This window comes from Alloiococcus sp. CFN-8, assembly GCF_049943125.1.
Taxonomy (GTDB): Bacteria; Bacillota; Clostridia; order Clostridiales; family Clostridiaceae; genus JAEXZL01.
This window is the reverse complement of record NZ_CP188040.1, coordinates 1925049-1949946: the sequence shown is the minus strand read 5'-3', so window position 1 is coordinate 1949946 and position 24898 is coordinate 1925049. Positions and strand designations below refer to the sequence as shown.

Genomic DNA, 24898 nt, shown 5'->3' with positions numbered 1-24898 from the left:
ATAAAATTAATTACAATAGTGTCTTCATCTAAGTAAGCTCAGTTCCTTCTATCCCTTGCTCTTCTCCATTATCTCCTCTTAATTCAATGTAAAAAGCTGCTCTGGAGGCTTCCATATATGGATTTAGCCATAACAAGCCTATTCCTAAGGTTAGAATAACGGCCAACAAGCCCCATCCTATGAAACTGATATCAAGACAAAATAGTCTCCACTTATTACCTAACATCATTTCTTTAGATTTAGCAATAGCCTCAGAAGCTGTTAATGAAGTATCCTCGGCCATGATATAAGGAGCCATGGCATATCTATAATAAGCAATTATTCCAGGAATTACCAAAAGTAATGTCCATAAAAATTCATATATCTCAGTTAATAAACGTAGGAGAAATGCTTTCCCAAAAATATTAAAACAAGAAAATAAATCATCAAATTCTGCACCGGCATTCCTATTCAGGTTTATATTAAATTTACAATTTCCAAGCTTTATCGCTCCACCTACAATAAAGATAACCAAGAACCAAAATAAGGCTATACTCAACATACTATTATAAAAAGGAGTTCCCTCAAGTCCAATAAAGGATAATAAATCAAAAAAGCTAAAATAGCCATCTTCACCCTCTTGTATTCTTCTAGTTATAACTTCATTAGCACGAGCATCAGTTCCAAGAATAACTGCTATAATTGATACTCCTATCGCTAATGCCCACCTACCTGATAAAACCTCTCTTGCCCTTCTTCTAAAATCACTTGCAAACAAAATAATTCCCCCTCCCTTATAATTTTCATTTCACTTTTAAATCAAAATACAATATCAATAATTACCCATTCCTTAACACACTCTACAGCACTAAGGTATTTTACATATTTTGCAATAACTTTAACTATATTTTACCATAGTCACTGATAATAAAATAACAATTACTACAATTTTTATTAATTTTATCAAATATATAGTTATTGTAATCATCCTTAATTCTCTAAAGGAAATCCTTTATATATAAAAATACAATATGACCACGATTCCCAATATAATTCTATAGTATCCAAAGAGCTTAAAATCCCTTTTCTTAATGTAATCCATGAGAAAGCTTATTATAATTATAGAGACTAAAAAAGCCGTTAGAGAGCCAATTCCCAGCACAAGCCACTCCAGGGCATTAAGCGAGGTGCCAAGCTTTAACAGCTTATAGAAGCCTGCTCCAACCATTATAGGAATAGAGAGAAAAAAGGAAAACTCTGCTGCTATAGTCCTGGAGGCTCCCAGTACCATTCCCCCAATTATTGTAGCACCGGACCTGCTTGTTCCTGGTATCAGAGCAAGCATCTGAAATAACCCTATAAGCATAGCTCTTCCATAATTTAAGTCACTAAATTTTTCTATCCTTCCCTGTCGATCTCTATTTTCAATAATAATAAAAATCAATCCATAAAAAATTAAGGCTGCAGCTATGGGCAGCGGTTTTTGAAGTACCCCTTCTATCTTGTCCTCAAAGAGGTAGCCTGCTATTGCAGCGGGCATTGTGGCTAAGAATATTTTAATCCATAATTTTAAGTCTTCCGTTCTTTGCTCCTTATCCTTGTCCTTTAGAAATGGATTTAGCTTCTTAAAAAATAGAAGTATTACAGCCATTATAGAAGCCAGCTGAACAATAACCATAAAGGCCTCCACAAAATAATCAGATAGCTGAAAGCTTATAATATCCTCTACTATAATCAAATGACCTGTACTGCTCACAGGTAACCATTCCGTTATTCCCTGAATTATCCCCAAGATTATTGCCTTGAGTATTTCATTTATCACCATGGTTGTCCTCCAAATACCCCTATTAATTATCTTTACTTTTATACATATGAGGCAGAAAAGGTAATATGCCCCAAATCATATAATTTAGGTATAAATCCTTAACCTACCATAACCATATAATAGAGGTGAAATTCCTTAGGATAACATAAAGCTAGTCTTTCCCACAATTATGATAAAATAAAAAAAGATAGCTCTAGGAAAGCCATCTTTTATTGGTATTTATTATGGTTATATTCTATTCAAAAAATGAGTAATTGAGCATATCCTTCTTTAGGACAAAATCAGCTCATCTATGACCTTACAGCCAATACTCTTAAGGAATGTCTCTGCTTCATTAAAAATCTCTTCATCCTCTAAAAATTCAGGATCGTGGGCATCATATTCTATCAGTACCTGACAGCCTATCTCGGCTGCTATCCTCCAAAAGCCCTCATAAGGATAGCCTATAACATCGGTCCCCTTAAATACTGCATAGCCATTTAAATTATAACCTAATGGCATGTTCAGCTCTAATGCCTTCTGGCATATTGCCCTGCTCACAGCTTCAGCTTTCTCATCCCATCTTCCATAGCCTCGTACAAATAAATCCGGATGTGCCAGATAAGTAAAGATGCCTGTTTCCATGGCTTCTATGCAGTTCTTAAGATAGAGGTGCACATCTTCTTCATTACAATTCCTACCTAGATATTTGCTGAAGCCATCCTTTCCCTCTTCAGCGAAATGAACACCTAATACTATGTAATCTAAGCTCTTTGTTTTTATAATTTCCCTGAGCCAGTTCATACGCTCTGGAAAGTACTCACATTCTAGTCCAATGAGAATTTCAATTTCATCCTTATACTTATCCCTTAAAGCTCTTAAGGTTTCTACATAATCATCAAGCTCTTCCACATCCATTCTGATGGAAGAAACCATGCTGTCCTTAACCTCAGGCCAAGGAGAATGATCAGAAAAACCTAAGGTTTTGAAACCTGCTTTAATGGCACTTTTAATATAATCCTCCTCACATCCATAGGCATGCTTGCACCTGGGAGTATGAGTATGATAGTTTGTCTTCATATGTATAATTAGAGCACAGCTAAGGGCGCTCTAATCTTTCACTTCCTTTCCTTTTACTGCTAATATAATTAACTTTATCCTTAGATAAAGCTTCGCTAATCTAATAAATCTCTATTCTTATATAAACCTATATTAATGAAATAAATCTCTATCCTTAATTAAGCCTACTTATAATATAATAATAATTTGCTTCTAAAATAGCATTTTCTCTATCAGATCTCATTTTTCAGCCAAGCTTAATTATACCACAAAGCTCTCTTATTTAGCTTTTGCATAATCCATTAAAATATCAAAGGAAAAACCACCCAAGATTAAGTGTCCTCTTCATTAAACTCATAGCTGTCTAACAATAGGGGGGCACTTCAAAGTGGATGGTTTGTTAGTTATGTTTCTTTACATAACAAATTTTTCAAAATACTTTTTTTAATATATTCACTCCATAATTTTCCTCAGTCATGTCACCCATCATGGGCACAAGGCGGGTAAAGTGGTCTGTTTCTTGATGGGCTTTCAAGTCTTCTTCACTTTCCCAAGCCTCAAGGATTATTATCTTTTGTGGATCATTGATGTCTTGATAACCCTCGTAGCTTATGCAGCCTTTTTCCTTAACTGTTTCCCGGACTAGCTCCTCCGTGATCCTTAATACCTCTTGAAGCTTGTCCTCTTTAACCCTTTTGCTTGCAATAACTCTAATCATATTAACTCTCCCCTTACAGATAATTATTGCCTATCCATTTATATAAATACTCTATTAAAATTATAACATCCCAGAATAATAATTCAGTCAATAATATTAAAATTTATATTTATTTTGTAAAAAGAAAATATTTTAGTTACAATATGGATATGTCATTTATCATAGGAGTAAAATAATGTATAATAAAAATTCTAATTCTAAGCAAAGTAAGAAGCCTGCTCCCATATGGAAGGGAATGCTTTTACCCTTTATAATCGCTATTCCTGCCTGGATAATAGGGAGGACCTTTCCAGTGATAGGAGCGCCAGTACTGGCTATACTATTAGGTTTTATAATAGCCTTTTTACCAAGAAGCTCCGACTTAAACCCAGGGATAAGCTTTACTTCTAAAAAGGTGCTTCAATATTCAATTATTCTTTTAGGCTTTGATATGAATTTATTCAATATCATAAAAGTTGGACAAGAGTCCTTACTTATAATAATTACCACTATCTCCACCGCATTAATTACAGCATATATAGCCGGAAGACTATTAAAGCTTCCTTCTAAAACTACAATACTCATCGGTGTAGGCTCATCAATCTGTGGGGGCTCAGCTATAGCAGCTACTTCTCCAGTCATCTCTGCGGAGGAGGAGGATGTAGCCAGGGCCATATCCACTATATTTCTATTTAGTGTAATTGCAGCCCTTGTGTTCCCATACCTGGGACAACTTCTTTCCATGACCGATAGCGGCTTTGGTATCTGGGCTGGTACCGCAGTAAATGATACCTCCTCTGTAGTAGCTGCTGCCACCACCTGGAGCAATGCTGCCGGTAATGACACAGCGCTAACCCTAGCAACTATAATTAAGCTTACCAGAACACTGGCAATCATACCTATAACCTTTTTCCTGGCCCTATACCGAGCTAGAAAGGAAAAGAAGCAAGGAACTAGCAGCTATAGTATAAGAAAAATATTCCCCTACTTCATATTGTTCTTTTTATTGGCCGCTGTATTTAACACCTTTGTGAAGCTTCCTTCAGCCTTTACATCCTCCCTGGTAACTGTAGGGAAATTCATGATAACCATGGCCATGGCAGCTATTGGACTTAATACCAATCTTCCCAAGCTTTTAAAAAGCGGCTTTGCACCTATTCTTCTAGGCTTAATCTGCTGGATAGCTGTAGCCCTTTCTTCATTACTGGTGCAGTATCTAAGCGGTTTATTATAGTATCAATATCACTCTTTAACAGAGCCTAATATTTAAGTAAATGAAAAAGGACAACAGGTTAAATTTCCCGTTGTCCTAGCTTATTTGCTAATATTCACACCTTAGTCAAAAGCTCTAAGCTTACACTTCCTCAGCTGTAAGAAGAGGAAGTATAACCTCATCAAAGAAGCCTTCTGCTCGTTCAGGCTGAACGTCATAGGTCTCACCATTAACAGAAATGGACACCCCACTATTATTACAGCTCTTCATGCAGAAGCTAGCTTTAAAGTCTATACTGTCATGAAGCTTCCTCTCCTCTAGAAGCTGCTGAAAGGTTTGAATTATATTATAGGAACCTTTTATGTGGCAGGCACTGCCTATACAAACATTTAACTTTACCATTTTAATGTGCCCCCTTGTCTTCCTTATAATGAACATGGAGAAGCTCATGAACTCTTCCCTTAAGGATACCGTTGTAGAGCTCCATCATAAGAGGATTTTCCTCAGACCTCTTTACATTGCAGAGCTTGTCAGCAGAATAAAGACCAGCTCCCCTTAGCTCTTTTTCCTCAAATCTTCCAAAAGGCTGTCCTGCACCGCTTACACAGCCTCCAGGGCAAGCCATTACCTCTACAAAGTCATAATGGTCTCCTGCTTTAATTCTTTCAATAAGGTCACTGGCATTTTTCAAGCCGCTAACTATGGCTATCTTCAATTCCTTATCGCCATACATTATTGAGGTTTCCTTAACTCCCTCCATGCCCCTTACTCCCTGATAGGATAAGGTCATTAACCCTGTGGAGGACTTGTCTGTAGTAAGGCGTCTAAGAACAGCTTCCGTAACACCTCCTGTAACTCCAAAGATTACCCCTGCTCCCGTCATGGTACCAAAGGGCATATCTATAGCTTCAGGGTCTAGGTCAGAGAATATGATTCCTGCTTCCTTTATCATCTGAATAAGCTCCTGGGTAGTGAGTACATAATCTACACTAGGCGCTCCATCAATAATAAACTCCTCTCTCACTGCCTCAAACTTTTTAGCTGTACAGGGCATAATAGCTACATGAACAGGCTTTCTGCTGGAGTTCTTATTCTCCTCCTTAATAAGTGCAGCAAACATCTCCATGGGAGACTTACAGGTAGACACATCCTTCATTAGCTCAGGATAATTTTTTTCACAGAAGCTTACCCAGGCTGGACAGCAAGAGGTAAACAGAGGGCCCTTAGTATCTCCCTTATTAAGTCTTTTTAAAAGTTCATTAGACTCCTCAAGAACTGTTAAATCTGCACCAGTGGAGGTGTCATAGATCTCATCAAAGCCCATTCTGCGAAGGGCTGCCACAACCTTACCCATGGCATTTTCTCCTGGCGCAAGGCCAAGCTCCTTTCCTAAGGCAACTCGTACAGCTGGTGCTATCTGGGCTGTAACCTTTATTCCCGGATTATCTAAGGCCTTCCACACCTTGCTCACATCATTTTTTACCACTATAGCACCTGTAGGACAAACAGCAGCACACTGGCCACAGCCCACGCAAGGAGAGGAGGCAATGGGTTCATCAAAGGCAGTGCTTATAGTCATCTTTGAACCTCTATGAGCAAAATCTATGGCTCCTACATTCTGTACCTCATTACACATTCTCACACAGTCACCACAGAGAATGCACTTATTAGCATCCCTAGTAATACATACTGAGGAATCATCTATTTTGGGCTCAGAAGCCGTGTTAGGGAAACGAACCCCTTCGATATTAAATCTCATAGCAAGATCCTGAAGCTTACACTTACCATTATTATTGCAGGTAGTACAATCTCTGCAGTGATTTGCTAGAAGAAGCTCTAATATCATCTTTCTATACTTTCTAAGTCTTTGGGTATTTGTTTTAACCTCCATCCCTGCCTTAGGTGGTGTTGAGCAGGCAGCATCTAAGCCTCCCCACTGATTTTCCACCATACACATCCTACAGGCTCCAAAGATTGAGAGCTCGGAATGATAGCAGAAGGTAGGTAGCTTAATTCCAACCTTATTTATAAGCTGAAGAAGATTCTTTTCTCCATTTATCAGCACTGGTATTCCATCTATGGTCATATATTCTTTATTGTTCATGAACTATACCTCCTCTATGGCATGGAAGGCGCAGCTTCCTATACAGGCAGCGCACTTAATACATTTAGAATCATCTATCACAAAGGGCTCCTTAATCTTTCCTGAGATAGCTCCCACAGGACATGCTCTAGAGCATTTGGAACAGCCCTTGCAGAGCTCTGGATGTATCTTTATCTTTTTAAGCTTCTGGCAAACTCCTGTAGGACAACGCTTCTCATAGATATGAGCCTCATACTCATCCCTAAAAGATTTTATTGTACTCACCACAGGGAAAGCAGCAGACTTTCCAAGGCCACAGAGAGCTGTCTCAGATATGGTCTCTGCCAGCTCTAGAAGGAGCTCTATATCTCCATCCTCTCCCTTACCAGCTACTATATTTTCAAGAATCTCAAGCATTCTCTTAGTACCTTCTCTACAGGGAACACATTTACCACAGGATTCATTCTGAGTGAAGTTCATAAAGAATCTTGCTACCTCTACCATACAGGTGTTGCTATCCATAACCACCAGACCACCAGAGCCTATCATAGCTCCAGCCTTCTTTAAGGAATCAAAGTCCAAGGGAAGGTCTAAATGCTCAGTAGTCAGGCAGCCTCCTGAAGGTCCTCCTATCTGAACAGCCTTAAACTCTCCATTATCTCTCATTCCACCGCCTACATCAAAGATTATCTCCTTCAAGGTAGTACCCATAGGAACCTCAATAAGACCTGTATTTTCAATATTACCTGTTAAGGCAAAAGCCTTAGTTCCTGGACTTTTTTCAGGTCCTATACCCTTATACCACTGTGCTCCATTAGCTATTATCAATGGAACATTAGCAAAGGTTTCAACATTATTAAGAACTGTAGGCTTGTCAAAAAGCCCATTTTCTACGGTTCTTGGAGGCTTTACTCTTGGCATCCCCCTTTTTCCTTCAATGGATGCAGTCAAGGCGCTTCCCTCTCCACAAACAAAGGCACCAGCTCCACGGTTGATGTGAAGCTTAAAGGAAAAATCACTTCCTAATATATTTTCCCCTAAGAGTCCAAACTCCTCTGCCTGGGCAATGGCTAGCTTCAGCCTGCTTACAGCCATAGGATATTCTGCGCGGACATAAATATAGCCCTCACTAGCTCCGCAGGCAAGGCCAGCTATCATCATTCCTTCTATCATTCTATGAGGATCGCCCTCCATTATGCTTCTATCCATAAAGGCACCAGGGTCTCCTTCATCACCATTACAAACCACATACTTTTCTTGAACCTTCTGCCTTTTAACCTGTGACCACTTTCTGCCTGTAGGGAAGCCGCCGCCCCCTCTTCCTCTTAGATTGGACTGTGAAATCTCTTCTATAATCTCTTCACCAGTCATATCAAAAAGAGCCTTTTCAAAGGCATTGTAACCACCTATTGCAAGATACTCCTTTATAGAGGTGGCATCGATTTGTCCGCAATGCTCCAGAACCAATCTCGTTTGTTTATTGTAGAAAGGGATATCCTCTTGTTTCTTATATATAATCCCTTCCATCTCATAGGCAAGTCTTTCTATATGTTCTCCCCTTAAAATGGTCCTTTCAACAATTTCTTCGCAATCAGCTAGCTGTACCCTTTTATATAGCCATCCCTCTGGTTCAATTCTAACTAAGGGGCCCATCTCACAAAAACCATGGCAGCCACTTTTCTTCATTCCTACAGTATCACCATGAGGCTCCTTTTGAAGCTCAACAGAGCAGGGTATTCCCCTTTTCTCCATCTCAGCTATGAGGCAGTCATAGATTTCTAAGGAACCACTGGAGATACAGCCTGTCCCAGCACATACTAATATCTTTATATTCTCAGCATTTAACGCTCTTTTATAAATATTCCGAACATTTTTTAGATCCTCTCTACATCCAAGCATCCTAAAGCTCCTCCTTTAATGCACTTAAAAGTGCCGTGGCCTTATCTGGTGTCATGGCAGGATAAACCTTATCATTGACAGTAATTACAGGAGCTAAGCCGCAGGCTCCTAGACAGGACACGGTTTCTACAGTAAAACCTAAGTCATCAGTAGTAGCTTTTCCTTCCGTGAGGCCTAAATCTTTTCTAAGCCTATCAAGGATAGGTATAGACTTTCTTACATGGCAGGCTGTTCCATCGCAGACCTTTATTACAAACTTCCCTTTAGGCTCTAGAGAAAAATTTTCATAAAAGGTAGCAACGCTATAGATCTTTGCCTGGCTTACGCCCAGCCTTTTAGATAAATAAGGAAACACCTCTCTAGGAAGATAGCGGTACTCCTCCTGTATTCCCTGAAGGATAGCTATGATAGAGCTCTGTGTACAGCCGAGCTCTTCTAAGATATCCTCTACCCTGGTGAAATCAAAAGTTTCATTCATTTTAGATACCCTCCAATTAAAAATAACTCACCTTAATTTTTTTTCCCATGAGCTTTAGGGAGTTTGATAGCTCCTCCACCAATCTCATTTTTATATTAAACCCAATAGGTAGCTTCGGGTTTTGATGGGCTGGATTAATTGCTCTTCCTACATAGAAATTAATATCAGTAGCCTCCTCAAAGAGAAGCCTAGAAATCAAGGAAGCTCCATCTCTTTTATAGCTCCATTGATAGTACTCCTGATTATCCTTTAAATAATCCTTAGCATATTCTAAAACTCTGCTGATAGTTATAACTCCTTCAGTCACCAGGTCTACTCCTTCAATATTTGCTGTGGGAGGTATCTCTGGATCTTCATATATCAAGGAGCTTGTATCTATAGTCTTTTCTAAATACTCTGCAGCTAGTATGGAGGTAGTGCCCCCACATACTATATGTTTACCCTCTTTAGAAAAGAATAAGGTCATCATCTTCTTAAGATCTTCGCTGATGGCAGGTGGTCCTATTAAAAGATTAACTACCTTACGCTGTCTTACCTTAATAGTACAAGCGGTGGTGTCATCGCCAGGCATTCCGCCATAAAGATTGTTACACTGATCTACCAAAATAGTGCTCAAGGTTTTTGCTGTTAATTCCTTCTGGTATATCCCTTCCATAAAATCTATTATGTCTTCACGCTGCCAGCCAAAATTCAAGGTCCTACCTACTCCTGCATGGACAGCACCATCACTAACAGCAATAAAAACATCCTCCTCATTAAGTTTTATTTTCGATTTATATATAATTTTATTATCTATCTTTTCGCTAACCATGGGATAATCAAAGGACTTCCCATCTCTGAGAAAAATCACCTTAGGATTATCATATTGAATAATATCCGCTTCTAAGTTATTGGTGACCTTTATTATGGTAAAGGTGGAATAGGCAACCTTTCTAACCCTGCAAATGGGAAGGGTGGAAGCCATGGCTGCCACACAATCCTCCAGGGTTAAGGAGTCAGCTAGCATGGTAGCTAAAAGCTTTGAGGTCAAGGTAGAGAGTATACTTGCCTTTACCCCACTACCCAGTCCATCTGCCAGTACAATTACCGTAGAGCCTTCCTCTTTAAAAATCATCTCTACGTGGTCTCCGCAGAGCTGTTCACCGTATTTATTTATGCTAACATAGCCTACATCAATACAGAGATCATTCATTATTTAAGAGCTCCTTTAAATTAACTAGTGCTATTTTTGTTTCAGCGGTAGTTTCTCCAAGAAGAGAAGCTATCTCCTGAACAGCACGCATCTGCTTTTCTATAACCTTATCAGTTATTTCTATAGTTCTGCGGCTTAAGGCTTCTTTATTTTCCCTCTGCCTTACTTCCTCTGTAACATCCTTCATAAGAGATATCAACACTCTATTACTCTTATCATATATAACTGTCTGTTCTACATATCTTCCATAATCAGCTAAATAGGCAAGCTTCTCAAAGGTATTTTGACCCTTTTGATAAGCCTCAAAAAAAGGTGTTGGATCTAATATCCGAACTACCTGATCTCCTAATATATCCTGTTCATTTTTAAGCTTTAAAAGCTCTAGGGCTGCTCCATTTATCTGCTGCACCTCAAAGCTTTCATTCAAAACTATAATAGCGTTGGGTGTATTTTTTATTATTATGTCAGAAAAGGACTCTGCCTTTTCTTTAAGATAAGGGAGGCACATTGCCAGGTTTGCCTTCCCCTCAAGGACTGCCCTAGCCTTATCTCTACAGGTATTGTATCCACAGCTTCCACAGTTTAACTCATGCTCTGGTCTTGTCTTACCAATTTTATTTAAAACCTCTTCAATGGCTAAATTACTGATTGCCACCCTCTGCCTGCTGCAGGAGGCAAAGCTCCTTCTAAGACGATTAGTATCTTGTACCTCTATATTAAAATCCTTCTTCTTTGCATAGCTCTTTATAGCTATATAATCTCTTATAGGAAGGCTATCCTCCCTATCCATTCCCGGTCCACCGATACAGCTGCCATTACAGGCAGACATCTCCACAAAGCATTTGGTTATTTTTCCATCTATAATATCCTCAATAGCTCTTGTACAATTTTTAATACCATCTACAGCTAAATAAGCATATTCCTCTCTCTGGTCCATGGTTTTAAGTATTCCTCCAGCAACGGGAAAAAATCTTGCTCTCCCCTCATCCTGCTCCTCCTCTATATATTCCAGGTGAATATCTTCCTCATTTAGCCACAGGGTGAGCTCCTCAAAGGTAAGAACACAATCCACATATCCCTTATATCTTTCTCCTTCTTCTTTCTTTGAGATACAGGGTCCTATGAATATGGTTTTAGATTCAGGGTGTCTCCTTTTAATATCCCTGCAGTGAGCCTCCATGGGAGTAATCACTGGAGCAAGATAAGGAATAGCTAGAGGATAATACTTTTGAATGAGTAAATTAACTGTATGGCAGCAGGAAGAAATCATTACCTTATCTATATCCTGTTCTAGCATTCTTTCATATTCCTTCTTCACGATGGTTGCACCAATAGCTGTCTCCTCCACCTCAGAAAAGCCTAGGCTAGTCAATGCCCTTCTCATTGAGGCAAGAGTGACCTTATGATAGTTTGCAACGAAGGAGGGGGCTAGGCTCACATATATAGGAGCACCACTTTCTATGAGCTCCTTAGCCTTTCCAATATCCTTTCTTATCTCCTTTGCATTTTGTGGACAAGCTACAAAACACTGTCCACATAGAATACATTCATCTCCTAATATATTTGCTTGGTCCTGAGAAAAAGCAATGGATTTAACAGGACAGTTTCGAATACATTTATAACAATTCTTACAGTTAGAGGTCTTTAGCTTTAAATAATCCGCCATCTCTTTCCTTTCCCTTCTCAAAGCATATACGTATTGGTCACAATCTCTTCATTATCTCTTCCTCAAAGAAAGCCCTTGTACTCTCTGGCTGGAGAGAATATACTTTATCCCCTACTTCTACAGTCACTCCACTTATACAGTTATTCATGCAGAAGGAACCGCATAAGCTTACCTTATCCTCTAGCTTATTCTCTATGATAAGTTCCTGAAGCTGTTCAACTACCAGCCTGGAACCCTTTAAATGACAGGAGCTTCCTATACACACAATAATTTTCACGAAGACATCCTCCTTATTTACAATAGCCTTTAGACCCTACATTTCTTTTTTAATTCATCAGCTTTTCTTCTTTCACGTAAAGCCTAATTATAATTTTTTCTACTTTGATATTATTTTAACATAATTTGCAGATTTTTCAAACATATTAACTGTATATATCAATCTTTATTTATCGACATAACACAAGCTAATTTCTTGGGAAATAAATATTATTCTTATCTATATTTAACCTTTCCTAGTATGCTATTATTGATTTAGAACAATTGAACTATTTATTTTGTTGTTATCTAGGAGGAAATATGCGAGAGCTTAATAGTATACAGGAAAAAATACTCGATAAAACCCTATATCTCATAGGAAAAACCGGCTCATTTAACGTCCCTGTTAGAACCATTGTTAAAGAAGCATCAGTAAATGTAAGTGCTATCAATTATTATTTTGGCACCAAGGAAAACCTATTTATTAAGGTAAAGGAGTTTTACATAGAAAATACCCTTTCAGCCTATCAAATGATAGATGATACAACTCTTCCGCCGGAAGATCGTCTTATAATTGCTGCAAATGAGATCATGGAATATGCTATTAGATACCCAGGTATACTGGCTATCCTTAAGGAAGCCAGGAAAAATCAATATGTAAATCCCCTGGATGAAAAAATACTAACTATAACTGAGAAGGTTAATCTAAAGCTTGTAAGCCTGCTGGCTGAAATACTGAATACCTCAGGGGAAGACCTATCCTTTAAGAATACAGTTTTTATGTCCTCCATATTATATCCTCTGCTTAATTCAGAGCCGGTAGGTTATAGAAATATGGATTTATATGATAAAGAGGCAAGAATAAAATATATAAAAATGCTGTTAAAACAATTAAATTACAGTAAGTAACAGGAAAGTAGCTGCAGCTTTTATGTGCAGCTATTATTTTTGTTATTTTTAAAACAATTTGTTTAAAACATATTGATTTAATTTCCAACATCTAGTATAATCAACTCATAAAGATTGTTAATTAACAAACAAATTAAAAAATATATAAATTAATAAAAGAATTATAAGGGAGGATAAATCATTATGAGCTTTAAAAAACTATTTACCCCTATTAAAATCAGAGGCTTAGAACTTAAGAATCGTATTGTATTTCCTGCTATGGGCACAAAGATGCCTACTAAAGATCGCTTCGTTACTGATAGACTTATAAACTACCATGTAGAAAGAGCAAAGGGTGGCTGCGGACTTAATTTTACAGAGGTAACCTCAGTACACACCCCTTCAGCACCTAGAGAGTTTTTATCTATAGGGGATGATAAATTTATTCCTGGAATAAAGAAGCTTGTAGATGCAGTTCATAGCCATGGTGGTAAGATAGGTCTTCAATTGTGGCAGGGTGGTATAGCAGTTACTAGCTATGGGGAAGCAATAACTGTAGTTCCTTCTGATTTGCCAGTAAACGAGAACCTTACCTTTAAAGCGGCCTCTAAGGAGCTTATCCATGAAATTGTAGAAGCTTTTGGCCAAGCTGCTAAAAGAGCAGTAGAGGCTGGAGTAGACTGTTTAGAGTTTCATGGCGGTCATGGTTATTCTCCTCATGCATTTTTAAGCCCAGTTACTAATAGAAGAGAAGATGAATACGGCGGCTCTTTAGAGAATAGAGCTAGGTATGCCCTAGAATGTATAAGAGCTATAAGAAGAAATATGCCTGAAGACATGCCCCTCTTCATGAGAGTTGTTGCCCAGGATGATTATTCTGAAAATGGACTAACTATAGAAGACATCATAAGCTTCTGTAAGATGGCAGGTGAAGCCGGTGTAGATGTTTTAGACGTATCCAGAGGTAATCTCGCCAATGCATCCGTTAAGTTTGAAGTTCCTCCTGTGGATCTTCCTAGAGGCTTCAATGTGGATAATGCAGCAAAAATAAGAAAAGAAACAGGAATGCTCACTGTTGCAGTAGGAAGAATAAATACCCCTGACTTTGCTGAAAGGATACTAGAAGAAGACAAGGCTGATATGGTGGTTATCGGAAGAGGACAGCTGGCAGACCCTTACTTCTGTCAAAAGGCTATGGAAGGCAGAGAGGACGAAATTATTCGTTGTGTTGGCTGCAATCAAGGCTGCTTCGATGGTTTTGTTAATCCTGATGCTCCACATATAACCTGTCTTAGAAACCCTGGCCTATGCAGAGAGGGCGAATTAGAATTTATAAAGACTGAGAGTCCAAAAAGAATTTTAGTTGCTGGAGGCGGAGTTGCTGGTATGGAAGCTGCTATGAAGCTTAAGGAAAGAGGACATGAGCCAATAATCCTTGAGGCCTCCCCTGCTCTTGGTGGACAGTTTGTAATTGCTGGAGCAGCTCCTAGAAAGGAAGAAATAGCTGAGTCTGCTTTAAGTATGGCAAAGCAGGTGATGAAGGAAGGAATTGAAGTAAGATTAAATACACCTTTAACCTTAGACACTCTTCAGGAGGTTTCTCCAGATGAATTAATTATAGCTATTGGTTCAGAGCCCATAAAGCTTAGGATTCCTGGTGCAGACTTACCTACAGTTTCTAACTCCCATGAAGTACTTTCAGGAAAGATTATGCCAAAAGGCAGAGTTGCTGTTATAGGTGGTGGACTTGTAGGTCTTGAGGTTGCAGAATTACTTACACACAAGGTTGAGGAAATAACCGTTATAGAGATGCTTGATGCTGTAGCTAAGGATTTAGGCCAGTTAAGAAAAATCTGTGTTATGGAAAGCCTCTACAAAAATGGTGTAAAGACCATAACCAATGCTCAATGCACCGAAATCAAAGAAAACTCCATAATCATCAATAAGGATGGAGAGCTTTCAGAAGTAGAATGTGACTCTGTGGTAATAGCCGTAGGGGCTAGATCCAGAGCCTTTGAGGATATCAAGGAATACTGTGATAATAATGGACTTACCTATCATGTTATTGGAGATGCCTTAAGAGCACGACGAGCCCTTAACTGCACTCAAGAAGCTTGGGAGCTGGCTGCTAGCATCTAGTTCACAAAGAAATTATATAAAACTCTATATAGCTAACAAAAGAGGCCTCTCACTAAGTTATCAGTGGATGCCTCTTTTTCATTGCTATTATTCATTAATTAGCTTCATTATCTGCTCTCTTGGAATATCACAAATGATATTATTTTAAAAGACTCTATATAAGCTTATTTATTGGACTCAAAGGTCCTAAAAGATTTCTAATCCTGGTATAAGGTATCTCTATTTTGAACAAACCATAATAGTAAGGGGTATACCTATAAACCTGATAGTACATAACAAGGCTATTGGGGGTAAGATAGAAGGCCTGATTCTCTTCAACTCCACCAAAGGGCTTCAGCAAGGTTACATTGTTTTTCTGAATATATTCCTGTGCGAGCCGATTCAGCTCCGCTATATAGTTAGTTCTTGGATTGAATAAATCACTAAAGCTGTATATCTGTCCCGTATTAGCATTAAAGGTTATTGAGTCATAAACAGATAGTCCATGAGCTGCTTTATCCACATAGGTATACATATCAAAGAGTATGCTGACAATACCATTGTCATTTAAGGTGTCCTCATAAGTGCCATAAACCTCAGAAAAATCCACCTTCTCAGGTACAAGAACCTGTGATTTAAATAGACCAGCCACCTTATCAATTATTGCTTGATTTAACCCATTAATAGTCTCTTCTCTTCCCTGATTATTAGGCTGCCCTTGGGCATTCCCGCCCTGTCCTCCAGGCCCTACTGGTGGCCTTGGTGGTTGCTGATTACCTTGACCCATTTGACCCCCTTGTTCTCCAGGTCCCATCGGTGGCCTTGGGGGTTGCTGGTTTCCTGGACCCATTGGGCCACCCTGTCCCCCAGGTCCTAATGGTGGCCTTGGAGGCTGCTGGTTACCTTGACCCATTGGTCCGCCTTGTCCCCCAGGTCCCATCGGTGGCCTTGGTGGTTGTTGATTCCCCGGCCCCATTGGTCCGCCTTGTCCTCCTGGTCCTACTGGTGGCCTTGGTGGCTGCTGATTTCCTGGACCCATTGGGCCACCTTGTCCTCCAGGTCCTACTGGTGGTCTTGGGGGTTGCTCTGGGATTATTGGCTGATTCTTCAGTAGAAAGGGATAGGAAATACTGAATTCCTTAGGAATAAACTTTTGCTCCTGAAGAGCTACTTCTCGGCGCTCATTACTTACCATATTCTCACTTCTCTTATTATGTTTTTCCTGAGTCCCATAATAAGCAACGTTATTCTTGCAGCCTTTACAATTGGAGTAAACTGGATAATAAGGAGCATATCCGCAACAATTATTGGGATAATACATATATCCATAAAGGCTAGGATTTACATAAACGTACATCTGCTTTCCTTCCATACAAAATACTTATAATATAATATAGATAGCTTTATTTATATAGTGACAGCAATTTATATATACAATAAAATTTAACAGTGATTAATATAAATTTCTACTAGGTAAAAAAGGGACTTAATATAGAATATTAAAGCCCTCTTTATATATAGTTAAAGCATAAAAGCCTTTTTTCTAAAGTATATTCTTCATAATCCTTCCCTTTACCATCACAAGTTCAACAGCTATATTATCATCAAAGATAACTAAATCTCCATCCTTTCCAGGGGCTATGGAGCCTTTTTTATCATCAATCCTTAGGAGCTTGGCAGGACTTAATGTCATCATTTTAACCACCTGATGCAGCGGAGCAGCTGTGAGTTCATACATGGTACGGATAAGCCTATCTGCTGTAGCGGTGCTACCAGCAAAGGCAGTTCTATCAAGAAGCTTAGCCACTCCATCCTCTACCACCGTATCCATTCCTTCATCCTTATTACCCAGCTTATAATATCCATCAGGCATCGATGCTGCCCTCATAGAATCTGTTACCAGGCAGATTCTATCAGCTCCCTTAACCTTATAGATTAATTGAAGCAGCTCCTTTGGCAGATGCTTCCCATCAGCTATCACCTCAACGTAAAGATCATCCAGTAAATAGCCTGCTTCAATGGCTCCAGCAATCCTGTAGGCATTAACTCTCTTTACTCCAGACATGGCAGAATAAAAATGAGTCAAGGCTGATATTCCATTTTCATAGGCTCTGAATACCTGCTCACAGCTAGCATCGGAATGAGCAAGAGAGCTTATTATCCCATGATCTCTGAGGGCCTCCAAGAAAGCATCTGCTCCCTCTAGCTCAACAGCAAAGGACCATCTAAGTATCCTATCAGTTCTTTTAAGCACCTCTTGATACTCCTCTGGGGTTGGATTTCTAAGATACTTTGAATCCTGTGCCCCCCTTTGCTCATAGGCGAAATAGGGCCCCTCCAGGTGAAGCCCCAGGATATTAGGCATATCCTCTCTCTGTAAATCCACCTGATTAAAAAGCTCCACAAAGGATAGAAGAGATTCCTTTGTGCTTGTTATGGTAGTTGGAACAATGGAAGTTGTCCCATATTCCATATGAGCTCTACAGCTCTGATAAATAGCCTCCAAGCTGCCATCCATAAAATCAGCACCACCAGCTCCATGAGTGTGTACATCAATAAAGCCTGGAGATAGATATTTATTCTGAACATCTATAACCTCCTCACAAGCTTCATCAATAGTTCCTCCAAAGACAACCCTATGGATAACACCATCCCGGACTAATACTTCCCCAGGATATATTCCTGTAGAGGTAATTATCCTGCAATTTATAAACTTCACTGTAGCCATGGTATTCCTCCTTTCATGTAAATTTATTTAATTTCTATCTATATATAAAGCTCTACTATCTTAATGAAGTTTCTAAGAATGTGGAAGGGATCCTTAACAGGAAGGGCCACGACCTTTTCCTCAGGGCTTCCATCCCTTTTTCTGATTTGAATCCACTCTCCAAGCTCTTTATTTGGAAAGGTATCAAATATATACTTAGAGGACTTCTCATATCTTTCTAGCAAGTCTTCTTCCCCTGTGAGCTCATAAAGATATAGAAATAGATATAGAGTCTCTGAATGAGGCCACCACAGCTTCATGTCCCAGGTACTCCTGATAAGAGCTTCAAAGGTACTATCTCCATAGCTGCCCTTAGGCTCACCACCCTCCTTATCTACGTATCTTAGAAGTCCTCCATATACAGGATCCCAGCCAATATCGAAGGACTTCCTAGCAATCTCAGTGATTCTGGAGAGATATTCCTGTAGGTTTCCATAATCCTTTAAGAATTCTACACAGAACCATAGGTCCTCTAGAGTATGTCCAGGATTTATATGGCGGTCCACCATAAGCTTTTCATAATTTTCATCCGTTGAAATATATTCTCTGATATAACCCTTGTCATAGTGCTCTTCCAATATTGTACGGATTTTCAAAAGTGCATATTTCTTTTCCCTATCACAAGGAAGGTTAAAATGCTCCTTCATCTTAATAAATTCATAAAGAGTGTTAACCATTATCATGGGTATAGAGTGCACCTTATAGCCTTCAGGAATAGGATATGGTTCTGTGAGAAAATCTCCCTTCTCAACACGGTGAATAATACTATTTAGCAGGGTCTCCACCTCAGTGAGGTTTTCTCTTCTTTCCATGGTCTTAGTAAATTGAGCCATGCCTATTAGAGCAAAGCAATCGGCAAATATGCTGGCATCAAAGCGTTTTGTTTTTTCATCTAGGAGCTTGTTACCCTCTCTATCTAAAAGAAAGCAGCAGATATTAGCTCCATATATTGAATTTTTCGTTATAAAATCATAGGTCCCTTCCATCTGCACAAGCAACTCATTATTATCTATATGTGGAAATATTCCTGACTTATTTAAATTATAAAGCCTGCTCATAACCCACAGATAGCGTCCTTGAGACCAAGTAAATTTGTTATCACTTAATTTTTCATCACCATAGTTATTGATACAATTAAGAATTCCTTTCTTTTCGTAGTCATAATACTTAAGCCAATAAGGCACAAAGTCATCCTGAATAAGACCAATATAAAACTCCAATAGCTCCTTTTTATTCATAGCTTTTCAAATCAGAGCTGCTATCTTTATCAATATACATGCGACAGCCTTTTTTTCTTTGAAGGATGCTGGCTGGGCACTTCTCTTCTACCTCTCCTTCAAGAGCAGCTGCTGTAGCCTTTGCCTTTCTAATTCCTGGTACTATGCAAAAAACATAAGGAGCTGAAAGGAGTGCAGGAATTGTTAGGGTAATGGCCTCCTCAGGAACCTTGTCCAGGGATGGGAAGCATTTATCATTGACCTGCTGCATGCGGCACTCATGGTCAAGAGTAACGGTTTTAACTAAATAAGGATCATTAAAATCAGCAACTCCTGGATCATTGAAAGCAATATGTCCATTTTCTCCTATACCCATAAATACAATATCAGGAGAATAGCTTTCTAAAAGTGAAGCATATCTCTTGCATTCCTCGTCAGGCTTTTCTAATCCATTAATTAAGTTAACCGAGCAAAAGGGAAGCTTATTAAATATAGCACTGCCCAAAAAACCACTAAAGGATTCTGGACTTCCCTGCTGAAGACCTATATATTCATCCATGTGAAAAGCATTAATTCTATTCCATGGTAATGGTTCCTTAGAAAGGGCCTCTAGAAATTCCTGCTGTGATGGTGCTGCTGCAAATATACAGCTAATAAACTCCTTGTGCTTAAGAAGCTCTACTATAACTTCTGACGCTTCTTTTGCTGCTGCTTCCCCCATCTCCTCACGACTATTAAAAATCTTTAAATCTATCTCTTTATATCTCTTATAAATCATGGTTATATCCTTTCTTTTCCTCTTTTATCTTTCCTTTATTAAAATGTTCTGATGGATTTTTGATGTAGCTACTAATTTAATTACCAACAGCATTCTAAGTAAACGTTATCTTATCAGTAAAAATACATCTTTCCCTATATATTCCTATATTTAAATTCTGTTGTAAATATAATTATTTTAACTTTTAATACACTTTATTATCTTGCTAGCATTTACTACTAGTAAAATCCTCTATATGAGCTAATACATAAAAATAACTAGAATATTAAAGAGGACATTTCCTAAAAAATGTCCTCTTTAATAATTATAAATATCCTTATCTTACACATAACTCTCAATAATTATTTTGAACTAAATATATTTCATTAAGGAGTTGTGCGAATCATACCTCTATATATTCCTGGAGAACTATCCTCTATTATCTGAGCATTGCAGCACTTAGCATAATATTCAGTAGAAGAAGTACTCCCTATTATAGCATAAGCATATCCTCTATTTTTCATATCTTCTAAGCTAGCTAATAATAATGCCCGTCCAATATTTTTACCTCTCATATCTACCTGTACTCCTGTAGGACCAAAAAAACCTTTACAAGTAGCATCTGTACAAGCAAAACCTTTTATCTCCCTATCTTTCACAGCAATAAAACAAGTAGGTGGAGAATTTGAAAATGAAACATCGCACTCACTAGCCCAAGCATCAGAAAAGTTTTCCTTCACCCAGCGTAAAACCGCATGCTTTTCTGGACCAATTGGCCTGCGAATTATTATTCCCTCTTCCTTTAAGGATTCTAGAACCTCATAAGGATATTCTACATTGTATAATTTAACCAATAAATCTACCAAGTAAATCAACCTCCTTAATAAAATTTACAATAACATCTAACCTTATACAATCAAATTTATCATATTTTAACATAATATCAAGAATAATATTATTCTATATATTCTAAGGAAGTTATATATGGCAAAACATCTAAAAAATCTATTTAATCTAGCTAAATAGTATAACATTTCCCCTTTTAAAGTCTGCGATACCTTTATATACTGAGGTAATATCATTTTTCAGGTCTATTATCTTAAGGAAGCTTTCATAATTACTTCCATCACTGTCTTCTGTCCAAAAATTAAGCACCATATTGTTTTTCCATACTCCGATAAAGCTCTCTCTAAAACCGCTTCCTCTGTATATGACTCTTTGAGAGAATATTTCCTTTATGAGAATTTCATTATCCTCTGTGTGGGCGTATTCATAAAGCTCAGTGGAGGGCTGATCAAAAGCACTATAATATACCTCTCTCTCCTCTGGTGCCTCTATGGTATTTATCAGCTGACTCTCTAAGGTTTCCTTATGAGCTCTGTAATAGAAATTAAGCTTTTTCTCAAAATCCTTATTAATATAATATATATAAGTATCATCCATAGCTATGTAGTTTATAGCTCCGGCTTCCTCCAGAGAGCATATACTCTTAAAAGGAAGTCTCTTACTACCTGCCTTAATTGATCTAACGAACTTGTCCAGATTAATACCATGTAAATTGCTGATGTAGCCCATTCTATAATATCCTTCTCTAGGTATCCTCTTCCTATAGGCCTCCTCCTTTTCATAATCATCCATATAAGCTTCATTAAAAAGAAGCTGTTCTCCAGTGGAGGTTTCATAGGTAAAGAGCTCGTCACTAACACTTAAGATCACCCGCTTATCCCATATCTTATAAGCAGATTTGTTAATGATATCATAAAGAAAGGCAACCTGATACTCTCCCTGAATGTCTTTGTAAACATCAAATTCCTCTACAATAGGAGTCTTACTGCCCATGAGAATAACATATTCATCATTAATAAACTCTACCTTCATATCCTCCTCTAGCTCCAAAAGAGTCTCCGACTTTCCACTTCCTATGTGAACCTTAATCAAAGTAACCTTAGGATTTCCCTCATGGACTTCCCGTAAATTAGTATAAAGATAGTTATCCTTTATAAAGGTACTATAATAGCAGTGTTCACATGTCTTCATTCCCTTTTTGTTAATTGCAGTAACAGCCTTATTTTCAATGTTGTATTTATAAAAAACTCTTCTGTATTTTTTACCATTTTGATGAGTATTTCCAAAAATAAATTCATTGTTGCTAAGAAAGTGAATATTATTCATTTCATATTGGTAATCAGTTAAAGTAATTATGTTCATAATATCCCCCCTAATCCGTTGCCTTCTATCCAATTAGTCAAATAACTAAGTATAAAACTGTCATAATTGGTTTATATTAATTTTACAATAATTTAATGAAATAATCATTAAAAGTGAGGTGTTTTATTTGAATAAATTTCTTTGTTTTGTATTTTCTGTATATTTTTCCACTCTAACGATGTTAACCCCTGGTGAAGCTCAGGAAAAAAACATCACAGTACCTCAGGATAATGGAGTCCATCTTATATTGGATTCCACCCGTTATAAGGAAATGCCAAGGAACTTTAGAAAATCTAATGATAAAATCAACAGTAGCCTCTATAAAAATATAAATACAAAAGGCCTTAAAGAGCTAAACATATCAGGAAGCGCTCAGTTCTCAGGCTTTAGTCTCCCAAAGGTCATAAAGGCTATAGACCATCCCAATATAATATCTGTTGATTTGCGCCAGGAGTCTCATGGCTTTATTAACGGTCTCCCTGTGAGCTGGAGGGGAATTAAAAACAATGCCAATGAAGGTCTTTCTAGAGAAGAGGTTATTAGGGTAACTACAGAAAGATTAAATTCCATAGCTATAGGAGTTCCTGTTGCTTTCTTCAACCATCCTGATATAAAGGTTATACCCAAGGTTGTGATGGATGAAAAGCAGCTTACTGCCAAAAATGAAGTAGGCTATGAATTCATCCCCGTCACCGACGGAAAAATCCCCACGGAAGAAATGGTGGACTTCTTTATAAGCTTTGTAAAAAATCAACCCAAGAACAGCTGGTTACATTTTCACTGTAAAGAAGGTATAGGAAGAACAACAACCTTTATGATACTGTACGATATGATGAAAAATTATTCTGTTGCCACAGAAGATGAAATAATCAACAGACAGATTGCCTTAGTTCAGTTTGATAAGGATCATGCCGAATCCTTTTTAAACAAAAACAGGGTTAAATTATTCAAGCTATTCTATGATTACTGCAAAACTCAGGGACCAGGCTTCAACACCAGCTTTTCTGAATACTTAAAGGGAATTAACGAGACCCTTCCTGAAAACAGAATGGCATCGTAAAGGTATATAACTATAAGGGGTAGATATACAACATCTACCCCTTCACTTCCTTATTAACTATTGATAGCCCTTAGAGGCTTTTTGTTCCACATACAATGGAGAAATATCATCAGTTACTCTTTTAATTTCCTTCCCTTCTCTTGAAAGAGTTACTATATCAAACTGCGACCCTCGAAAGCCTTCCATATAAATAAGCCATATTCTTTCTCCATCAGCATCAATAATTTTAGCTTCCTTTTCTATATTTCTTTTTTTCTCAACAACCTTCACAGCTTCTACCTCATCACCAACTACCCCATAATAGATGGGAAGCTCAGTACCCTTAATTTTAGGTAAATAACCACATAGCAAGCCAAGCTTTTCTAAAGTCACCTTTATATCACCATGTGATGCAGAATAAGCCTCCTTATATCCACCAATACCTTTCTTTACTGCGCTAACATGTAGACCATCGCCCTCAGAAATATACGTAAACACTATACTACCCTTACTATTCTTTTCTTCATGAATTATCCTTGCAGATTTTACACTGGATATATTAATAGCCTCTTCTATAGTTTTCTCTCCACCACTAGTGATGACCTTAAAAAGAATCGCTATGATTATTAAGGTTAATATAACCCCTAAGCTTTTCTTCTTCATATTTTCCATCTCCCTTTAGCATGACCTTGTCCCTCAAATATAAGTATATAGGTATCGCTATCATATTACAATATATTACTTATTTACATATAATTTCATAATTATAACCCTCTAAATAAAAAAACAAGGTAAATGACTGCTTTAGCCCTTACCTTGTAATGATTTTTAATGTATAGATAGATTTAACGCTATCGAATGTATTTAATGTAAGGAAACACCCTAGCAAGGTGCTCATCATTATAGTGGGAATCAAGAAAACGATCGAGATCACCCTCCGGTGGAAGATTCTGAAGCCTATCTCCTCCTCTCTTTATAGCTAAGGCTGATAGGATAAGATTGGCTATCATAAAAACCATAATGAGGAATGCAAAGGTTGACCTTATTGTTATGGGCATCCTCTCTATCATCTGACTGAGGAAGGGATAAATCAGTTTTATCCACAATATACCTAAGACTCCCCAGTATACTCCGTAGAGAAGACTAGTCCTCCCCTGAATATTAAAGGGTGCATTACTATAGTCCCAGTTAACAGCTCCCAGTAAAAGCTCCTGCAGGAGAGAATAAAGGTATTCAAAGGCAGCTCCCATAATGGCTGAAATAATGAAAAGGATGAACACATTTGTATTCTGAAGCTTATATAGAGCTAAGGTGAGCAATACTCCTCCAAAACCATAAACAGGAACAAAGGGTCCATATAACACCGCCTGCCTGCTCTGATAACCAGTCTTAGGATAGCAGTAAATTGTTTCTATAATATATCCTAAAAAGCAGCCTATAAGGAAAATCCATATGAGCTTATAAGCGCTCAAGGGAGCTATATACATCGCCGCCTTATCAGAATAGACATCAGAAATAAAATCTCCTATTTTACTCATTTGTTATCCTCTCCTTTATCCATAGTATGGCAGGGAGAGGT

23 protein-coding genes are annotated in these 24898 nt (G+C 38.0%); 4 read left to right on the top strand and 19 right to left on the bottom strand.

The features are described 5' to 3' along the window. Positions 1–28: 28 nt before the first annotated feature. From ACPWSR_RS08970 to ACPWSR_RS08955, 4 genes are all read right to left on the bottom strand, one after another. On the bottom strand, positions 29–757 hold the full coding sequence (locus ACPWSR_RS08970) for a DUF975 family protein (protein ID WP_426347894.1): 729 nt from the start codon (positions 755–757) through the stop codon (positions 29–31). A 234-nt stretch (positions 758–991) separates the two neighbouring features. Next, a complete protein-coding gene (locus ACPWSR_RS08965; protein WP_426347893.1) occupies positions 992–1804 on the bottom strand; it encodes an undecaprenyl-diphosphate phosphatase in 813 nt (270 codons plus the stop codon). 270 nt (positions 1805–2074) lie between these two features. Continuing rightward, positions 2075–2863 carry a histidinol-phosphatase gene (locus ACPWSR_RS08960; RefSeq protein ID WP_426347892.1) on the bottom strand — a complete coding sequence of 263 codons (789 nt, stop codon included), beginning with the start codon at positions 2861–2863 and terminating at the stop codon, positions 2075–2077. A 409-nt stretch (positions 2864–3272) separates the two neighbouring features. Then, on the bottom strand, positions 3273–3560 hold the full coding sequence (locus ACPWSR_RS08955; protein ID WP_426347891.1) for a putative quinol monooxygenase: 288 nt from the start codon (positions 3558–3560) through the stop codon (positions 3273–3275). Between the two features lie 175 nt (positions 3561–3735). Here ACPWSR_RS08955 and ACPWSR_RS08950 point away from each other — a divergent pair, with 175 nt between their 5' ends. Next, positions 3736–4773, top strand: a complete 1038-nt coding sequence (locus tag ACPWSR_RS08950; protein WP_426347890.1) for a YeiH family protein — start codon at positions 3736–3738, stop codon at positions 4771–4773. A 120-nt stretch (positions 4774–4893) separates the two neighbouring features. Here the strand turns inward: ACPWSR_RS08950 and ACPWSR_RS08945 are convergent, their stop codons facing one another. The 7 genes from ACPWSR_RS08945 to ACPWSR_RS08915 are packed head-to-tail and all read right to left on the bottom strand — an operon-like array spanning position 4894 to position 12347. Beyond that, positions 4894–5154, bottom strand: coding sequence for a (2Fe-2S) ferredoxin domain-containing protein (locus tag ACPWSR_RS08945; RefSeq protein ID WP_426347889.1), 261 nt, complete (start codon positions 5152–5154; stop codon positions 4894–4896). A 1-nt stretch (position 5155) separates the two neighbouring features. Further along, the gene (locus ACPWSR_RS08940; protein ID WP_426347888.1) at positions 5156–6856 is read right to left on the bottom strand and encodes a [FeFe] hydrogenase, group A; all 1701 of its coding nucleotides are present in this window, start codon (positions 6854–6856) and stop codon (positions 5156–5158) included. 3 nt (positions 6857–6859) lie between these two features. Continuing rightward, on the bottom strand, positions 6860–8734 hold the full coding sequence (locus ACPWSR_RS08935) for an NADH-ubiquinone oxidoreductase-F iron-sulfur binding region domain-containing protein (RefSeq protein WP_426347887.1): 1875 nt from the start codon (positions 8732–8734) through the stop codon (positions 6860–6862). Position 8735: 1 nt separating this feature from the next. Continuing rightward, positions 8736–9212 (bottom strand): complex I 24 kDa subunit family protein, encoded by a 477-nt coding sequence (locus ACPWSR_RS08930; protein WP_426347886.1) that lies wholly within the window; start codon positions 9210–9212, stop codon positions 8736–8738. A gap of 16 nt (positions 9213–9228) precedes the next feature. Further along, positions 9229–10404 carry a SpoIIE family protein phosphatase gene (locus ACPWSR_RS08925; protein WP_426351336.1) on the bottom strand — a complete coding sequence of 392 codons (1176 nt, stop codon included), beginning with the start codon at positions 10402–10404 and terminating at the stop codon, positions 9229–9231. Continuing rightward, positions 10397–12091: a [Fe-Fe] hydrogenase large subunit C-terminal domain-containing protein gene (locus tag ACPWSR_RS08920; protein ID WP_426351335.1), complete on the bottom strand. Its 1695-nt coding sequence runs from the start codon at positions 12089–12091 to the stop codon at positions 10397–10399. The genes ACPWSR_RS08925 and ACPWSR_RS08920 overlap by 8 nt, the downstream gene beginning before the upstream one ends. 16 nt (positions 12092–12107) lie before the next feature. Continuing rightward, entirely contained in the window at positions 12108–12347 is a 240-nt protein-coding gene (locus ACPWSR_RS08915; RefSeq protein ID WP_426351334.1) for a (2Fe-2S) ferredoxin domain-containing protein, read from the bottom strand. Positions 12348–12646: 299 nt separating this feature from the next. Between ACPWSR_RS08915 and ACPWSR_RS08910 the strand changes: the two genes are divergently transcribed. Together ACPWSR_RS08910 and ACPWSR_RS08905 are read left to right on the top strand one after the other, a co-directional pair. Continuing rightward, a complete protein-coding gene (locus ACPWSR_RS08910) occupies positions 12647–13234 on the top strand; it encodes a TetR/AcrR family transcriptional regulator (protein WP_426351333.1) in 588 nt (195 codons plus the stop codon). 183 nt (positions 13235–13417) lie between these two features. Beyond that, the gene (locus ACPWSR_RS08905; protein WP_426351332.1) at positions 13418–15352 is read left to right on the top strand and encodes an FAD-dependent oxidoreductase; all 1935 of its coding nucleotides are present in this window, start codon (positions 13418–13420) and stop codon (positions 15350–15352) included. A gap of 154 nt (positions 15353–15506) precedes the next feature. Here the strand turns inward: ACPWSR_RS08905 and ACPWSR_RS08900 are convergent, their stop codons facing one another. The 6 genes from ACPWSR_RS08900 to ACPWSR_RS08875 form a co-directional block, all read right to left on the bottom strand. Continuing rightward, positions 15507–16688 carry an RsiV family protein gene (locus ACPWSR_RS08900; RefSeq protein ID WP_426351331.1) on the bottom strand — a complete coding sequence of 394 codons (1182 nt, stop codon included), beginning with the start codon at positions 16686–16688 and terminating at the stop codon, positions 15507–15509. Between the two features lie 186 nt (positions 16689–16874). Next, positions 16875–18059 (bottom strand): N-acetylglucosamine-6-phosphate deacetylase, encoded by a 1185-nt coding sequence (gene nagA / locus ACPWSR_RS08895; protein WP_426351330.1) that lies wholly within the window; start codon positions 18057–18059, stop codon positions 16875–16877. Between the two features lie 38 nt (positions 18060–18097). Next, positions 18098–19336: an AGE family epimerase/isomerase gene (locus tag ACPWSR_RS08890; protein WP_426351329.1), complete on the bottom strand. Its 1239-nt coding sequence runs from the start codon at positions 19334–19336 to the stop codon at positions 18098–18100. Continuing rightward, the gene (locus ACPWSR_RS08885) at positions 19329–20093 is read right to left on the bottom strand and encodes a glucosamine-6-phosphate deaminase (RefSeq protein ID WP_426351328.1); all 765 of its coding nucleotides are present in this window, start codon (positions 20091–20093) and stop codon (positions 19329–19331) included. The genes ACPWSR_RS08890 and ACPWSR_RS08885 overlap by 8 nt, the downstream gene beginning before the upstream one ends. 365 nt (positions 20094–20458) lie before the next feature. Beyond that, the gene (locus ACPWSR_RS08880) at positions 20459–20938 is read right to left on the bottom strand and encodes a GNAT family N-acetyltransferase (RefSeq protein ID WP_426351327.1); all 480 of its coding nucleotides are present in this window, start codon (positions 20936–20938) and stop codon (positions 20459–20461) included. A gap of 148 nt (positions 20939–21086) precedes the next feature. After that, positions 21087–22280: a hypothetical protein gene (locus ACPWSR_RS08875; protein ID WP_426351326.1), complete on the bottom strand. Its 1194-nt coding sequence runs from the start codon at positions 22278–22280 to the stop codon at positions 21087–21089. A 127-nt stretch (positions 22281–22407) separates the two neighbouring features. Here ACPWSR_RS08875 and ACPWSR_RS08870 point away from each other — a divergent pair, with 127 nt between their 5' ends. After that, positions 22408–23340 carry a fused DSP-PTPase phosphatase/NAD kinase-like protein gene (locus ACPWSR_RS08870; protein WP_426351325.1) on the top strand — a complete coding sequence of 311 codons (933 nt, stop codon included), beginning with the start codon at positions 22408–22410 and terminating at the stop codon, positions 23338–23340. A 57-nt stretch (positions 23341–23397) separates the two neighbouring features. Here ACPWSR_RS08870 and ACPWSR_RS08865 read toward each other — a convergent pair whose 3' ends face one another. Together ACPWSR_RS08865 and ACPWSR_RS08860 are read right to left on the bottom strand one after the other, a co-directional pair. After that, the gene (locus tag ACPWSR_RS08865; RefSeq protein ID WP_426351324.1) at positions 23398–23982 is read right to left on the bottom strand and encodes a hypothetical protein; all 585 of its coding nucleotides are present in this window, start codon (positions 23980–23982) and stop codon (positions 23398–23400) included. Positions 23983–24170: 188 nt separating this feature from the next. Next, a complete protein-coding gene (locus ACPWSR_RS08860) occupies positions 24171–24857 on the bottom strand; it encodes a putative ABC transporter permease (protein ID WP_426351323.1) in 687 nt (228 codons plus the stop codon). Between the last annotated feature and the right edge of the window lie 41 nt (positions 24858–24898).

Excerpts from the sequence above, each read along its gene's own strand:
- ACPWSR_RS08925 (WP_426351336.1), bottom strand. The coding sequence starts at position 10,404 with ATGAATGATCTCTGTATTGATGTAGGCTATGTTAGCATAAATAAATAC.
- ACPWSR_RS08960 (WP_426347892.1), bottom strand. The coding sequence starts at position 2,863 with ATGAAGACAAACTATCATACTCATACTCCCAGGTGCAAGCATGCCTAT.
- ACPWSR_RS08955 (WP_426347891.1), bottom strand. The coding sequence starts at position 3,560 with ATGATTAGAGTTATTGCAAGCAAAAGGGTTAAAGAGGACAAGCTTCAA.
- ACPWSR_RS08950 (WP_426347890.1), top strand. The coding sequence starts at position 3,736 with ATGTATAATAAAAATTCTAATTCTAAGCAAAGTAAGAAGCCTGCTCCC.
- ACPWSR_RS08860 (WP_426351323.1), bottom strand. The coding sequence starts at position 24,857 with ATGAGTAAAATAGGAGATTTTATTTCTGATGTCTATTCTGATAAGGCG.
- ACPWSR_RS08945 (WP_426347889.1), bottom strand. The coding sequence starts at position 5,154 with ATGGTAAAGTTAAATGTTTGTATAGGCAGTGCCTGCCACATAAAAGGT.
- ACPWSR_RS08900 (WP_426351331.1), bottom strand. The coding sequence starts at position 16,688 with ATGTACGTTTATGTAAATCCTAGCCTTTATGGATATATGTATTATCCC.
- ACPWSR_RS08930 (WP_426347886.1), bottom strand. The coding sequence starts at position 9,212 with ATGAATGAAACTTTTGATTTCACCAGGGTAGAGGATATCTTAGAAGAG.
- nagA (WP_426351330.1), bottom strand. The coding sequence starts at position 18,059 with ATGGCTACAGTGAAGTTTATAAATTGCAGGATAATTACCTCTACAGGA.
- ACPWSR_RS08905 (WP_426351332.1), top strand. The coding sequence starts at position 13,418 with ATGAGCTTTAAAAAACTATTTACCCCTATTAAAATCAGAGGCTTAGAA.
- ACPWSR_RS08875 (WP_426351326.1), bottom strand. The coding sequence starts at position 22,280 with ATGAACATAATTACTTTAACTGATTACCAATATGAAATGAATAATATT.
- ACPWSR_RS08940 (WP_426347888.1), bottom strand. The coding sequence starts at position 6,856 with ATGAACAATAAAGAATATATGACCATAGATGGAATACCAGTGCTGATA.
- ACPWSR_RS08865 (WP_426351324.1), bottom strand. The coding sequence starts at position 23,982 with ATGAAGAAGAAAAGCTTAGGGGTTATATTAACCTTAATAATCATAGCG.
- ACPWSR_RS08910 (WP_426351333.1), top strand. The coding sequence starts at position 12,647 with ATGCGAGAGCTTAATAGTATACAGGAAAAAATACTCGATAAAACCCTA.
- ACPWSR_RS08890 (WP_426351329.1), bottom strand. The coding sequence starts at position 19,336 with ATGAATAAAAAGGAGCTATTGGAGTTTTATATTGGTCTTATTCAGGAT.
- ACPWSR_RS08965 (WP_426347893.1), bottom strand. The coding sequence starts at position 1,804 with ATGGTGATAAATGAAATACTCAAGGCAATAATCTTGGGGATAATTCAG.
- ACPWSR_RS08935 (WP_426347887.1), bottom strand. The coding sequence starts at position 8,734 with ATGCTTGGATGTAGAGAGGATCTAAAAAATGTTCGGAATATTTATAAA.
- ACPWSR_RS08885 (WP_426351328.1), bottom strand. The coding sequence starts at position 20,093 with ATGATTTATAAGAGATATAAAGAGATAGATTTAAAGATTTTTAATAGT.